This window comes from Ruegeria sp. CDSA236 (assembly GCF_059611285.1).
In genome coordinates, this window is sequence record NZ_JBXWPG010000013.1 from 1 (window position 1) to 14600 (window position 14600).

At 55.1% G+C, this 14600-nt stretch carries 13 protein-coding genes; 1 reads left to right on the forward strand and 12 read right to left on the reverse strand.

The features are described 5' to 3' along the window. Nucleotides 1-289 precede the first annotated feature (289 nt). Nucleotides 290-1033, forward strand: coding sequence for a LytTR family DNA-binding domain-containing protein (locus AC2FLB_RS17495; RefSeq protein ID WP_496709757.1), 744 nt, complete (start codon nucleotides 290-292; stop codon nucleotides 1031-1033). 6 nt (nucleotides 1034-1039) lie between these two features. On the opposite strand, the gene pdeM is transcribed toward AC2FLB_RS17495, so the two are convergent. From pdeM to AC2FLB_RS17555, 12 genes are all read right to left on the reverse strand, one after another. Continuing rightward, nucleotides 1040-1702: a ligase-associated DNA damage response endonuclease PdeM gene (gene pdeM, locus AC2FLB_RS17500; protein WP_496709758.1), complete on the reverse strand. Its 663-nt coding sequence runs from the start codon at nucleotides 1700-1702 to the stop codon at nucleotides 1040-1042. Nucleotides 1703-1744: 42 nt separating this feature from the next. Then, a complete protein-coding gene (locus AC2FLB_RS17505; RefSeq protein ID WP_496709759.1) occupies nucleotides 1745-4156 on the reverse strand; it encodes a ligase-associated DNA damage response DEXH box helicase in 2412 nt (803 codons plus the stop codon). Nucleotides 4157-4196: 40 nt separating this feature from the next. Beyond that, on the reverse strand, nucleotides 4197-5504 hold the full coding sequence (locus AC2FLB_RS17510; RefSeq protein WP_142637954.1) for a DUF8689 domain-containing protein: 1308 nt from the start codon (nucleotides 5502-5504) through the stop codon (nucleotides 4197-4199). Nucleotides 5505-5622: 118 nt separating this feature from the next. Next, entirely contained in the window at nucleotides 5623-6159 is a 537-nt protein-coding gene (locus AC2FLB_RS17515; protein WP_496709760.1) for a prepilin peptidase, read from the reverse strand. Between the two features lie 3 nt (nucleotides 6160-6162). After that, on the reverse strand, nucleotides 6163-7014 hold the full coding sequence (locus AC2FLB_RS17520; RefSeq protein WP_496692898.1) for a tetratricopeptide repeat protein: 852 nt from the start codon (nucleotides 7012-7014) through the stop codon (nucleotides 6163-6165). Nucleotides 7015-7043: 29 nt separating this feature from the next. Then, nucleotides 7044-7625 (reverse strand): tetratricopeptide repeat protein, encoded by a 582-nt coding sequence (locus AC2FLB_RS17525; RefSeq protein WP_185956705.1) that lies wholly within the window; start codon nucleotides 7623-7625, stop codon nucleotides 7044-7046. Nucleotides 7626-7631: 6 nt separating this feature from the next. Beyond that, nucleotides 7632-8609 (reverse strand): type II secretion system F family protein, encoded by a 978-nt coding sequence (locus AC2FLB_RS17530; protein ID WP_282022131.1) that lies wholly within the window; start codon nucleotides 8607-8609, stop codon nucleotides 7632-7634. 10 nt (nucleotides 8610-8619) lie between these two features. Beyond that, complete coding sequence (locus AC2FLB_RS17535) at nucleotides 8620-9588, reverse strand: type II secretion system F family protein (RefSeq protein WP_142637962.1); 969 nt, start codon at nucleotides 9586-9588, stop codon at nucleotides 8620-8622. Nucleotides 9589-9599: 11 nt separating this feature from the next. Then, nucleotides 9600-11042, reverse strand: a complete 1443-nt coding sequence (locus AC2FLB_RS17540; RefSeq protein ID WP_142637964.1) for a TadA family conjugal transfer-associated ATPase — start codon at nucleotides 11040-11042, stop codon at nucleotides 9600-9602. A 24-nt stretch (nucleotides 11043-11066) separates the two neighbouring features. Beyond that, complete coding sequence (locus AC2FLB_RS17545; protein ID WP_281973278.1) at nucleotides 11067-12302, reverse strand: CpaE/TadZ family protein; 1236 nt, start codon at nucleotides 12300-12302, stop codon at nucleotides 11067-11069. 194 nt (nucleotides 12303-12496) lie between these two features. Continuing rightward, entirely contained in the window at nucleotides 12497-13126 is a 630-nt protein-coding gene (locus tag AC2FLB_RS17550; RefSeq protein ID WP_282027744.1) for an OmpA family protein, read from the reverse strand. A 17-nt stretch (nucleotides 13127-13143) separates the two neighbouring features. After that, complete coding sequence (locus tag AC2FLB_RS17555) at nucleotides 13144-14550, reverse strand: type II and III secretion system protein family protein (protein WP_142637970.1); 1407 nt, start codon at nucleotides 14548-14550, stop codon at nucleotides 13144-13146. Nucleotides 14551-14600 lie beyond the last annotated feature (50 nt).

A 14600-nucleotide genomic window follows, 5' to 3' on the forward strand; every position in this document is an offset into this window, starting at 1 on the left:
ACAATCGCATGCCTGCTGGCCAACACCCTGACCGCCGCATGCCGCGCAAACAAACTCCCCGAACCAGAAGGCCTGACTGTGTGACCCATAGCGGACAGTCGTGCATGTAGATTTTCAGGGCCGGGGTACTCCCCGGCCTAAAATTTGTTAATATGTAAACTAAGTGTGAGATTACGGGCATTGAATGTGCCTGTATTGGTGATAAACTTTCTATTCCAGCCGGTTACGTTGTAATATGGCAAGTCCCCGGTAGTATTGGCTGGACCCGGAGAGTTGTTGTCGAGTGTTTATGTTCACGAAACTGCGCCCAGTTTTCGCCGAAATAGTAGGGTACCGGTTGATTGCCGGACTGATTTTCCTTCTGCTATTGTCCTTCGTATTCCAACCATTTCATGCCATCGAAGTAACCTTTCCTTGGCGCTTGGCCTTCTGGATCGGGGTGATGGCGCTGGCGCTAGGAGTGACCTGCGTCGCAAGAAGATTGTTGCGTAGGTTGTTCGCTGAGACCGAGTTTTCTGGGCGCGACCTTGTGCTGATATCTTTGGTTTTCGTCCTTTTTGTTCCAAGCCTTTGGTTGATGGTCTGGTTGCTGTTTTCGGCCAACGGACTGCCGTGCCCGGATATGTTATCTGTAACATCTTATGGCGCCTTGCTGTCGGTGGGCTTGATCCTGGTGCGGCGTGAGGCATCGAAGCCTCAATCCGAAAATGCTGAAATTCCGCTGCCGCGCATGTACAAACGGTTGCCGGGATCCTTTCAGGGTCGGGTCTATCGCCTGACGGTCCAAGACCACTATGTGGATGTGGTGACTTCTGAGGGCACGTTTACGATCCGATCGCGTTTTACCGACGCCATAGAGGAAATGGAACCTATTCCGGGCCATTGCACGCACCGATCGCATTGGGTTGTCGATGACGCCATTGCTGGGGTCGAACGTAAGGGTGGCAAGACCATGTTGCGCCTGAAGAACGACGAGCTTGTTCCGGTCAGCAGGAAATACCGTCCGTTCCTAGAAGAAGATGGCCTGATCTGAGCCGCCCTATCTGGGCATTGGGATCATTTGCGGGATTTTCCCTGTCAGGATCGCCATTGCCTGATCGCTCATCAAGGCGTCCAGAACGTGATCCGAGCTAAAGAGTCCACCAGTATAAGTCCCATAGGCAGGCAGGATCAGACGCGCCTGATCCATCAGGAAGGCGGGGCGGGTGATGGAACGACCGCGAACCCGCACGCGCGCCTTGGGGTGGTAATGTCCTGAAACCTCAGCCTTGCCTTTGGGTTGCGCAATATGACGAAAGAACAGAGGGTCAACCGCATATTCGGCCAGATGGCTTCCGCCCAGATCTACCGGGCCGGGGTCATGGTTTCCTTCGATCCAGACCCAGCGGCGACCGGCCTGCATCGCCGTAATCTGCAGCCTGTCGGGCACACTCAAGGCGTTTAGGGCATCAAGATCATCAAAACTATCCCCAAGGCAAATAACGATGTCAGGCTGAGTGTGCTCGATATCTGCGGCCAATCGAGCTAGGGTGTCCTGGCTGTCATAGGGGGGTAATGTCGTGCCGCCCCGGCGCGCCAAACGCTCGGATTTACCCAGATGCAGATCGGACACGCAAAGCACGCTTTTGTCGGGCCACCAAAGGGCACCAGACCCAAGCGCCAGCAGATTTTGCCCGGCTAAACAGATCGAAACTTCGTTCATGTTACGTTCTTTGCGACGTTCCGCTACCTCGCGCAAGAGGTTTTAGCAGGATTTCAGCCCAGCCTCTTGCAATAGGCGCGCGCTTTCTTCCGCCAGCAGGCGTTCTTCAGCAGCACCTTTGACGGGTACCTTGCCAACCTCAAGAAACAGTGGTGCAGCCAGAGGTGAAACCCGATCCAATCGCATCAGGTCTATACGTCCCCCGATCCGCTCGATCAGTGCCTCGATCCGCCCGAAATCGACGAGGCCGCGCATGGCCTCTTCTCGGGTGATCTGCATTAACAGGTGATCGGGATCGTATTTCAGCAAAGTATCGTAGAGGATATCCGAGGAAAACGTGGCCTGCCGACCACTTTTGCGCTGACCGGCCATGTTCCGTTCGATCAGCCCTGCAATCGTGGCCGAGGCACGAAAGGTGCGCTTCATTACGGCATTGCCCGCCAGCCAGGTTTCCAAGCCGTTGCGCAGCTCGTCGGGCTGAAATAGCGGACGCGGGTCTATCACCGCGTCCAACCCCCAGATCAGGGTTGCATAGTCGGTGGCAACAAAGCCCAGCGGTGCAAGGTCCGTTTCTTCCATCCGTTTGGTCAGCAACAGCCCCAGCGTCTGCTGGGCGTTGCGACCCGCAAAACCATAGACACACAGGTTTTCGCGCCCATCGTTGGGGAAACTTTCGATCAGTAACCTGTCACGTTGAGGCAGGCGCGAGATATCGCGCTGCAACGCCAGCCAATCCGCGGTATGCGCGGGTAACTGGGGCCAATCGGGCTGTGCAAACAGCCGCAGGATACGGTCGCTCAGCTGCGTCGAGGTCGCAAATTTGGTGCCTGAAAACGTTGCGATCTTGGGCTTCTTATCCGCTCGGCGGCTGACTTCGACCGTCATCTCGCGCAATCCCTCATAGCGCACGATCTGGCCGCCGATCAGAAAGGTATCTCCGTGGGTCAGCGAGGCAGCAAAGGCTTCTTCGACCTCTCCCAGAGGTTTGCCCCCTCGATTGCGTTTCAGGCGGACTTTCAACGTATCGGTGTCCTGAATCGTGCCAAGGTTCATGCGGATACGCTGCGCAGCACGGGGGTCACGTAGCTGCCATTGACCATCTGGCCGTAGCTGCAGCCTTTGCCACCGATCATAGGCGCGCAGCGCATAGCCCCCGGTTGCACAAAAGTCCAAACAGGCGTCGAACTCTGCTCGGGTCAACCCGGCATAGGGGCCCGCTGCGGTCATTTGCCGGAACAGGTCATCGGCCAAGAATGGCCCGGATGCTGCGGCAATCAGGATATGTTGACACAACACATCGCGTGGACCTGCGCCGCGGGGATCACCGTCCAGATCATGAGCTTTCACAGCCTCAAGTGCCGCTATGCATTCCACAACTTCGAAGCGGTTTGCGGGCACTAACAATGCTTTGGAGGGGGCGTTGTATCTGTGATTTGCGCGCCCGATGCGCTGAACCAGCCTTTTGACGTTTTTGGGCGCCCCGATCTGAATGACCAGGTCGACATCGCCCCAATCAATACCAAGATCCAGACTGCCTGTGCAGACGATTGCGCGCAGCTCACCGCGAACCATTGCGGCCTCGACACGTTCGCGTTGCTGCCTGTCCAGACTGCCGTGATGAATGCCAATCGGCAGCCCGTCTTCGTTGGCAAGCCAGAGGTTGTGAAAGAAAATCTCGGCCTGTGCGCGGGTGTTGTGAAAGATAAGCGTCGTCTTATGCTTCCGGATCTGGTCTAGAACGGCAGGGATGGAATAGGCCGCGCCACCGCCCGACCACGGAGGCATTTCCGGCGTTTCCAACATTTGGATATCGGGGTCAGGCCCAGGATCGGCCTCAACGATCCGGCAGGGATCAGGGTGACGTGCCAGAAATCGGGCAATCGCATTGGGGTCTTCGACCGTTGCAGACAAGCCCACCCTGCGCAGGTCCGGGCAGAGCCCCTGCAGACGGGCCAGCGCCAGCATCAGCTGGTCGCCACGCTTGCTCTCGGCCAGGGCGTGGATTTCATCGACAACCACCCGTTGCACGCCCTGAAACATCCGCCCGGCGTCTTCATAAGAGGTCAGCAGGGCCAGGCTTTCAGGTGTGGTCAAAAGGATCTGCGGTGGGTCAACCCGCTGACGCTTTTTCTGTGTGGCTGAGGTATCTCCGGTGCGGTCCTCAATCCGGACGGCCAGGCCCATTTCCTCGGCTGGGCCACGCAGGTTTCGCCGGATATCTGCCGCCAGCGCCTTGAGAGGGGAGACGTAGATTGTATGCAGGCCATCATGGTCCCGCTCTGCCAGATCGGCCAGCGTGGGCAGAAATCCGGCCATTGTCTTGCCCCCGCCGGTGGGGGCTATCAGCAACGTCGCCGGTTCAAGGGCCCGGTCGTACATGTCCTGCTGATGCGGGTGGATGGACCAACCTTTGTCTTCAAACCAGTCAGTAATCCGGGCGGGAATCTGCGTCATAAAGGCAGATTACCCGGCCCGTCAGCGAAATGGCATTAGGTTATTTGACGATTTTCTCATCTTTGACGAACATGTTGGCCCAAGCGCGTTCAATCAGATCGGGGCTCATCTGATAGGGGATGCCCTCGAATTCGCAGATCGAGATCATCTGATCAATCAGGAATATCGGCTGATAGTTCGCATAGATGTTGTCGATGGTCGGGTATTTGACCTTTAGCAGATGGACCAATGCGGCCTCGTCCAGAGGCATCCCGCGTTTGCGGGCCACCATGGCGAAGATTTTCAGGAAGTTCTCTTGGTTCGGACCGTCAATCTTGATCTTGAAGAAGATCCGGCGCAAAGCGGCTTGGTCAAAGATCTCGTTGGGGTGAAAGTTGGTCGAAAAGATGACCAGCGTGTCAAAGGGCACTTCGAATTTTTCACCCGATTGCAGGCCAAGGATATCCTTGTTCTCTTCCAGTGGAACAATCCAGCGGTTGATCAGGGCCTGAGGTGGTTCCTGCTGACGGCCAAGGTCGTCAACGATAAAGATGCCGCCCGTCGATTTCAGCTGCAGCGGGGCCTGATAGGTCCGCGCCGTAGGGTTATAAACCAGATCGAGCATGCTGAGTGACAGTTCACCGCCAGTCACAACAGTTGGTCTTTCACATTGGACATAGCGCGAATCAAACCGCTTGCGGCGGCGCAAGCTATTGGGATCATCTGCTTCTTGTTCGATGGCTGTGTGTACAATCGGGTCATACACCGTGATCACCTGACCAGCGTATTCGATGGCATATGGGACATAGACATTATCGCCCAAAGCATCCCGAATACCGTTCGAGATAGAGGATTTACCATTACCCGGAGGTCCATACATCAGGATTGATCGGCCTGCACTGACCGCGGGTCCAAGGTGGTCCAGCAGGCTGTCAGGCAGAACCAGATGGCCCATTGCCCCGGTCAACTGGTCGCGGGAAACCTGGATATTCCGGATCGACTGGCGTTTTACCTGCTCGCGGTACACATCCAGCGGGACGGGCATGGCGCCGAAATATTCGGACTGGCTCAGCGCATCCAATGCACGCGCTTTGCCCGCATCGGTCAGTTGATACCCCATCTCATTGCCGCTGTTGGCGTTCAAAGTACCGGTTGCTTCCAGCAGCTTTTGTTCGCGGGCAAGGTCGATCAATTCCTGTGTGACAGAACCCGGCAAGCAGATCGCTTGGGCAACTTCGGAAACTGTATCTACGGTTTTACGAAAGATAGTTTTCAGCAGGATATCCCGCATCATAACAATAGGAAGCTGCATATCGCCCAACCCCTTTGGGGTAGGGGGGGCCATTACCGAGGTTGTCTGCATATTCATGAGCGTTGCCCGTCTAATTCAGTATTCACGCCAATAGCCCTGAAAAGGGCCCTTTGACGAAAATTTGGCCGGGCTTTGTGTCAGTTCCAAGGCGGGGACAAGGCGGACTGATGATAGTTTACGAGCCGTAAACAGTTCCAAGTATCAGGTAGATGGCCAGGGTTGCACCAAGCGCAAAACCCATTGGAAATTGTTTGTCCCGACGCCAGCTTTCCCAATCTGGGGCAATAGCTCTGAGAGCGGTATGTTTGGCCAATCGATGCGTGACAAAGGCCGCCAAGGTGGTCGACATCAGGATCAACAATACCAATGTGAAATCGCCCATCCAGACAAAGGCCGAGGCCGCGGCTATGAACTTTGCGTCTCCGGCTCCCATAATGCCGGCAGCGTTGAGCAGAATGCCGATGACCAGCATTACAACTATATGTAACAGCTGCCACAAATAGGGTGGGAGGGACACAGAAAACGGGCCGGTAATCCAACCCTCCGACCAGGGCGGCAGGACAAACAAGCCGATGACCGCAAATACCAGGGCCAGTGCAACTACGGCGTGATTCTTGATGAGCATGTCACGCAGGTCGGTGAAGGCCACGTAATAGCAGATCGGCAGTACGAACGGCAAAAACCAGGCCGCAGCACCGGCTGGAATATGCATGTATCAGGCTTCCTCAAGCGCGCGCAGGGATCGAACGGCTTCGTCATAATGTTGCGGATGGGTGGCGATCGCTTCGCGGAACAGGTTCTTGGCCGTCGCCACATCACCGCGTTTCACCGCCGAGATGGCCATTGTGTTCAACAACATCGCGCGTTCGACCTGAGACATGGGAACGACAGGCATGCTGTAATTGCCCTGTGCAGCCCGGGCGAGGACCAGATTGTTCTTTGCCGTGAATAGAGAGTTATCCTGTCGAATGGCCTCGGTGAATAACCGTTCGGCTTCGTCGTACTGGCCGCGCGTCAGTTTGGAATATCCCCAGTTGTTCATTACACCACCGGGGCGGGTCGTCAGACCCACGGCGGTTTCATAGAAATGATCCGCGCGTTTCCAGTCTTTTTGCGAATCCGCGACGACGGCTTCCAGGCGGTAGCGTTTGAAAGATTCAAAAGTCGGCGGGATCGAATCCAATGTCGATTTGGCCTGTGACCAGTTCCCGGAACGTACCAGAGAGTCTGCGTATTCGATCTTGTCTACATTGGTCGCACCGCTCATCGTAGTGACTTTTTTCCAGGCGGCGGTTGCCTCGGTCGTCCGTTTAGCGCGCGCCAGTGAAATCGCCAGTCCACGTTGCAGGTCTATACGACCCGGGTTCTTGGCGGCGGCACCCTGGAAATAGGTAACGGCTTCGTTTGGGTCGGCGGCCGACAGAAGAACGTCGTTCAGGTTGGTTTCATCAATGACGTTCACCTCCTGAAATGTACGCTCGACCTTTTCTTCTTCGGACTCTTTTTCACAGGCTGAGAGGATCAGCCCGCAGATTGCGATAGACGGAATCAAGAATTGTTGGCGCATTTTTGCGTCCCTTACTGCTCTTGCCTATGTTACGGGAGCTTGCGCAGCATGAATTGCCCGTCGCCTTGCTGCTCCAGTGTGTATTCTTGTTCTTGAGGGGTATTATTATCAGTATTTTCCATTTTTGCGAGAGCTAACCGCAGATTGTCCCGGATTGCGTCACTTTCGCCATTATCGAGAGCATAGGCCCGGCGAAAGACCTGAGCGGCCTCGGGATATTCTCCGATTTCCATCAGCAACACACCCAGATTGTTCCAGGCGACAGACCATTCGGGGTCATCTTCAACCGCACGGCGCAGCAGTGTTTCCGCCTGTCCAAGCCTCCGAAGGCCCAGATTTGCCGTCCCCATCGAGGTCAGGATCTGCGTTGTCATTCCCTGATTGAGCGCTGCGCGGATAAAGGCATCCAACGCAAGCTCGTATTCACCCGAAGCCATCAGCCGGTTACCAACTGCGATCTGATCCTCGGCCGGGGCTTTACGATCAATGCCAGGTGCATCCAGATCCCCAGAGGACCCCGTTTCCGTGCAAGAAGCCACCGTGGCAAGAACCACGGTGGCCTGTAACACGCGGCGTATCCCCGTTTGGATGCACCTGGGTTTCAATTTCATAGGCTATTAGCCTCCGCCGAATTCAGCGATGCCTTTGGCCGAGGGTCCAACCAGAATGACCAGCAACGGTGGCACCGTCAGCATCATAGTGGCGAGTGTCATTTTGGTTGGCAACTTGTTAGCGGCCTCTTCGGCGCGCATCACGCGCTTATCTCGCATCTCGCCGGCGTAAACCCGCAAGGCTTCGGCGATGGATGTACCGAATGTTGCCGATTGGATCATCACCGTCACAAATGAGTTAACATCCTGAACGCCACAGCGCGTACCAAAATCGCGAAGAACCGTATCCTTGTCCTTACCGGCCTTCAATTCGTGGGCGACGACTTCAAATTCAAGCGAAATCTCAGGGTAGGAGGCTTTCATTTCGCGTGCTACGCGAACGATGGCCTGGTCCAGCGACTGGCCAGCTTCGACACAGACCAGCATCAGGTCAAGAGTATCGGGAAAGCCTGCGGTGATCGCTTCTTGCCGTTCTGCGACCCTTCGGGTGATCCAATAGCGCGGCAGAAAATACCCGGCGGCCGAAGGGACAAGAACTCGTATTATCATCTGCTGCGCGGTAAATTCCTGACCGTCGGAAAGGACAGTGACTAGCAAAACACCAATCACAATTCCGATGATGCCCAAGGAAAATTGAGCGAAGTGGAAGAACCGAACTGCGTCCTTTGATTGGTACCCCGCCTGCCGCAGTTTCAGCTGCATGGCAGACAGTTCTTCCTTATTCTGTGGCTCAAGGAAGTTGGCAAATTTCTCAAGCTGCTCGTTTCGCCCGCTGGTTCTGAGCTTGTCCTTTTTGACCTTCTTATCCTGTCGAGGGGCTGCATTAGAACGCTGCAGTTTCTTCAGGGGATCTTCTGGCTGGCTCAGGATCAAGGGGACTGTGATCAAGATCATGAACAGTCCAAGTACACCAACCACGATCAGTGGACCGAAGGGGCCAAGGAGCTCGGTTAGAAAGTCGTTTATTCGGGTCAGGATTTCCATGGTGGTGTCCTCAGACCTTGATGTCGGTTAGAATGCGCATGACGATCAGGTTCAGTGTCAGCATGATGCCGACAAAGAAACAGGCAGGAATGAACCATGGGTGATCCATAACTTCGTCATAGTACCCGGGGTCGTTCACCAAAATGAATCCCAGGCAGAACAGTGGAAATCCAGATAGGAATTTTCCTGACCATTTTGCCTCGGCTGTGATGGCGTTGACGCGCCGGAAAAGTCGAAAACGGGCCCGGATCACCTTGGCCAGACCGGCCAAAATTTCGGCCAGGTTACCACCGGATTGCTGTTGGATGCCGACGGCCACTGCCAAAAACCGTAGATCCTGCATATCAAGTCGTTGTGCGAGATCTTTGAGAGATTCACCGACGTCACGGCCATAGGCACATTCATCAGCGATAACCCCGAATTCAGTGGCGAGTGGATCCTGGACTTCATTTGCGACGATTTGAATGGTGGACACAAAAGGGTTCCCGACGCGAAGCGACCGAACCATCAATTCCACAGCATCTGGCAACTGTTCTTCCAGCATTGCCATACGCTTTTTGGCCTTGTTGTTTACCCACGCATAGACACCGCCAACACCGATTGCGACCGAAATTGCGGCCCGCATTATGGTTTCCGTTCCCGTTGCAATGCTGAGCCCCATAAAAGCAAAGCCTGTCACCAACACCATAATCAGGATCAACTGACGGGGTGTGAAGGCGATGGCGGCCTTCTGAGCCTTGTCCGCCAACAGGGAATAGAGCGGAATGCTCTGGGACTTCATATGCTGCTGCATTTCCTTGCGCAGCTGTTCCAGAACTTGTTCGCGCCCGACGCCTTTATCCAGCATGTCCAGACGGCGGTTCACGCGGCTGTTCAGACTGATGGATTTTCCGAAGGCAACCAAATAGATTCCTTCCACCAACGCAAGTACGCCTACGAAGATCGCGACGTAGATCAGTGCCTCCATAGGCAGTTGCATTTCAAGATCTCCTACATAGTCGTTGGTTCGTAAATCGAAGGGGGCAGATCATAACCCCACAGACGGAAGCGTTCGGAGTAGTGGCTGCGAACGCCTGTCGCGGTAAAATGGCCAATGATCTTGTTGTCGGGTGTTAACCCAACGCGTTGAAAACGAAAGATTTCCTGCATGGAAATCACATCGCCTTCCATACCAGTGATTTCGGTGATCGAAGTCATGCGCCGCGAGCCGTCCTGCAGGCGGCTTGCCTGAACGATCAGGTTCACAGCACTGGAGATCTGGCTACGGACGGCCTTGATCGGCATTTCGATCCCGGCCATCGCGATCATGTTTTCAAGACGCGAAATCCCGTCTCGGGCCGAGTTCGCGTGGATCGTTGTCATCGAGCCATCATGGCCAGTGTTCATGGCCTGTAGCATGTCGATAACTTCCGAGCCCCGTGTCTCACCCACGATGATACGGTCGGGACGCATACGAAGGGCGTTTTTCAGACAGTCGCGGGGGCTGACTTCACCCTTACCTTCGACGTTGGGCGGGCGGCTTTCCATCCGGCCAACATGAGACTGTTGCAGCTGGAGTTCCGCTGTATCCTCGATGGTCAGAATACGCTCGGCGTCGTCGATAAAGCTGGACAAAGCGTTTAGCGTGGTTGTTTTACCGGAACCGGTACCGCCCGAAACGATCACATTCAGGCGTGTAGATACAGCAGCCTGCAGATAGGCGGCCATTTCTTCGGTGAAGGCACCAAAATTCACCAGGTCATCAATGGCCAGCTTATCTTTTTTGAACTTACGAATGGATACCAGCGAGCCGTCAACGGCAATCGGTGGCACCATGGCGTTGAAACGCGAGCCATCCGCCAGACGGGCGTCCACATAGGGGTTGGATTCGTCAACACGGCGGCCCACGGCGGATACGATCTTGTCGATGATCCGCATCAGGTGCTTTTCGTCTTTAAATGTAACGTCGCTAATTTCTAGCTTACCGAACCGTTCAACGAAAATTTGCTGCGGGCCGTTGACCAGAATATCGCTGACAGAGTCGTCCTGAAGCAAGGTCTCGAGAGGGCCAAGACCGGTTACTTCGTCATACAGTTCTTTGTTCAGCTGCTGCCGGTCGTCGCGGTTCAGAACGATGTTGCGGGATTCCAGAACCTCACTGGCAATCGCACTGATTTCCGAGCGCAGCTCGGATTCTCCAGCTTTCTCAAGGGCCGCTAGGTTCAGGTTTTCAAGAAGCTCGCGGTGGAGTTCGATCTTGATTTCGCCCAGACGCTCTTTGCGCTTGCGTTCCTTGTCCGCCCCTACAACCTCTACCGCCTTTTTGGGGGTGGGTCGCCGGGCAACTGCAGTAGCGGTTGATGCTTGCTCCGCTGCAGGTGCAGGTGTGGCCTCGGGCGATTTAGCCGGTGCCTGGACCGGTTGTGCTTCTGGTTTTTTATATCTTGAAAACACGGCGGCTCTCCCTGTGGGATTGTGTTATGCGGCTTCGGCACTACTGCTGCCCAGGCTGTGCAGCGACTTCGCAAGCTTTGCGATTTCCTTGCGCAGTGGGTTCTTGGCCGCAGCGTTGGCCAATGGCAGACCGTGATCACCGCTTTGCATCACCGGTTTGCCGCCATCCGGCAGTTGAAGATCAATAGAGATACCCAGGCTTTCACCCATGCGCTTGACCCGGCCCTTACCATTCAGATCGGTAAATTTCGGGGCGCGATTGAGAGCGAAACGCAACTTATTGAAGGGTAGTTCCTCGGCCTGTAAAGCGCGCTTGAGGCGCAATGCGTTCTGAGCCGATCGCATGTCCAGTTCTATCAGGGCAAAGTAAACATGGGCGGCCTGCAGTACAGTTTCCGACCAGTGAACCAATGTCGTTGGCATGTCGACGATCACATAATCGAAGTGTTTTCGCGCCTTTTCGATCACCCGTTCGATATCTTCTTGCGTAATCAGATCCAAAGGCACCATATCCGACGGCGCGGTTAGCACCTGCAGCTTGTCCTCATAGGACTGAAGCGCCTGGTTGAAGACGTCATCATCCATTGCCGCCGTATCAGACAGCATCTCGAATACAGTTTCTCGACGGGGAAGATCCAGATAGGTCGAAACCGTTCCGTATTGCAGGTCCAGGTCAATCAAACAAACCGAAGGGGCCTCTTTGTCAGAGACCGTTGCCAGTTCCCAAGCTAGGTTGACGGCCATAGTCGTCGACCCGACCCCACCGGCAAGTCCCTGAATCACAAACAAAGCACCCTCTTTAGAGTCGCCAGCTGCACGTGCGGCATCTGATCCGGGGGCAACGGCGACGGGTTCGGGTTTGTTCATCCGGTCGATTGCTTCTTGCAATTCACCTTCTGGAAGAGGGTAGGGGACGAATTCGTCCGCGCCCTTGCGCAACAACTGATGCAGCGAAGCCGGGGTCACGTCCTCGGCGATCAGAACTATTTTGATATTTTTGTCTTTTGCCTGTGTGATGATTTCACCCATCAGTGACAGGTTGTCTTCATCCTCGCCATCAATGGCCAACGCGACAAATTGCAGTGAATTCGCCTCGGGTTGGTTGAAAAATGTCAGGGCTTCGGCAAAGCCGAGATCGCCCCAACGCTCACCCAAAGCGCCTTCCATATCTTCTATAAGCAGATCGAAATTCTGGACATCACGACTGATCGTGCAGGCCAGAATTGCGGTCTCTTCGTTTTGCGGCGTGGCGCTTGTCATTAACACAATCCTCGTCGAAGGGTAGGCGAACCATCCTGGCCCAGAGGACAGGATTGGCTTGCTGTCACCCTATTGCGGCCATTTTCGGACGCAGGTCACCCAATTGTTGAAAATGTGGCTTGGAACTTAGGCAAGAATTAGGCGCAAAAGAACCAATTGTAGGGAATTGGGCGACGATGCCGCCCAATCACAGTTTATTGTTCGCTTGTATCGCCAATAGCGGTTTCGCGGCGCAGCTGGGATTCATAAACCGCGCTTTCCACGTACTCACGATTGACGATAGCGGCGTATTTGCCATCGAGTAGCTGGGGTGCACGATCAACGAAGCCTGATACTTCGGTCACGGTGCGCCTGTTGCGACGGTCTCGATCCGGCGTAGCCACGAGAGGTCGAGACTTACCGAATGAAACAACCGCCTCCAACCGCGAGCGAGAGATACCCTGCCGCGTAAGGAACGCAACAGCCGCATTCGCGCGCCGCTGGCCCAGGCTTTGGTTATATGCCGTTGATCCAACAGCATCCGTATGGCCATAGACCCGGAACCGTGCCTCGGGGAACTGTTTGATCCAGTTCGCCTGACGCAAGAGTACTCGCTGAGCTGTTTCGTCCAGTTGAGCGCTGTTGAAATCAAAGTTGATCTGGGTCGGCACTTCGGCTGCGAACCGTTGGCCCAGGATCTGGGCATATGTCAGTTCGCCATTCATTACTTGAATGTTGTTCAGTGTCGCATTCCCGAACGCGCCTTGATCGGCTTCGTATCCGGCCTCACGCGTACATGCGGCGACAGCGACCGAAAGACCCAGTGTGATGATCCACTTCTGCATTGGTCCTATCCTCCTAATCAATCCAGGACGTAGCCGTACGAGCTACCGAAGTCCTGATTCGCGACTTCCGAAGCTGCACCGGCACCCAGACGTTCAGTCCGACCGACTTTGCCATTGACGAACAGATCAAATTCGCTGGGCGGTTTGACCCGATCCGTAGGCAGAGCCAGTGCCTCGCCACGAGTCGGCGACACAAGGTGGGCTGTGATGATGATCACCAGTTCACTTTGCTGACGCTGATATTCCGCGCTGCGGAAGAGGGCGCCAAGAACCGGGACGTCACCCAACCAAGGAATCTGGCTGTTCAGGTCGGTGAAATCATCCTGGATCAAGCCAGCGATCGCAAAGCTTTCACCATCGCGCAGCTCAACCGTTGTGCTGGTCTGGCGTGTGATGAAAGATGGAACATTATCACCTTGAATGGTGAAGTTCGACGAACCATCGATAGCTGACACGGCAGCAGCCATTTCAAGGTTGATCAGATCACCATCCACAACGCGGGGGATAAAGTCGATTTCAACACCGAAGGCTTTGTATTCAATCGCAATTACGCCGTCGTCCTGCGGTACCGGAATAGGAACTTCACCACCTGCAAGGAACGTCGCTTCCTGACCCGAAAGTGCGGATAGGTTAGGCTCTGCTAGGCTGCGCGCCAGTCCTTTGGACTCGAGTGCCTCCAGCAGCAGACGAACCTGTGTGGAGCCTGCGCCAAAGCCGAACAGAATTGCGCCGGTATTCGTCTGTACCGCCGGAATGTTGTTGTTCAGGGCATTTGCCAAAGCACCAGCATTGTTCAGCGTGTTGATACCGCCAGTCACATCACTGCCGCCGAAACCAAGCGATGCAGTCAGGCTTTTAGCCACCGACCGATTCATCTCGGCAAAGCGCACTTTCAGCATGACCTGCTGAACGCCGCCAACCGACATGAGGTTCGATACGCGCTCCGGTGCATAGCGCTCTGCCAGCTCCAATGCCCGCGCCAACTTGGCAGCGCTAGAAATTGTGCCAGAAAGAACGATACCGTCATTGGCGGTGCGAACTTCGATAGGCTCGGTTGGCAAAATCTGGCGCAGACGTTCTTTAAACTCGGTAACATCCGGTGCCACACGGACCCGAACATTAGCAAGTAGATTACCTGCACCGTCGAACAATGTCAGGGTCGTCAGGCCAGGAGCCTTACCCAAAACATAGATAGTACGATCCGAAAGCGACGAAATATCAGCGATGCCTGCATTGGCGATGCTGAGTTCGGCAAACGGTTGCTCACTTTCTACAACTATTGCGCGGTTCATTGGCACATCAAGCGTTTCCGCTGTACCCTTCTTTACCACGCGAAGTGTTTCAGCCCAGGCAGCATTGCCGACTGGGCCAACTACGAGCGCCAAGCCCAATAGGGCTGCGCTTATCCAGGAACTTCTTTTCATGTGACCTGCCTCTCCGATCACGCCTCGTTTTTTGCGGCTACTGCCTTATG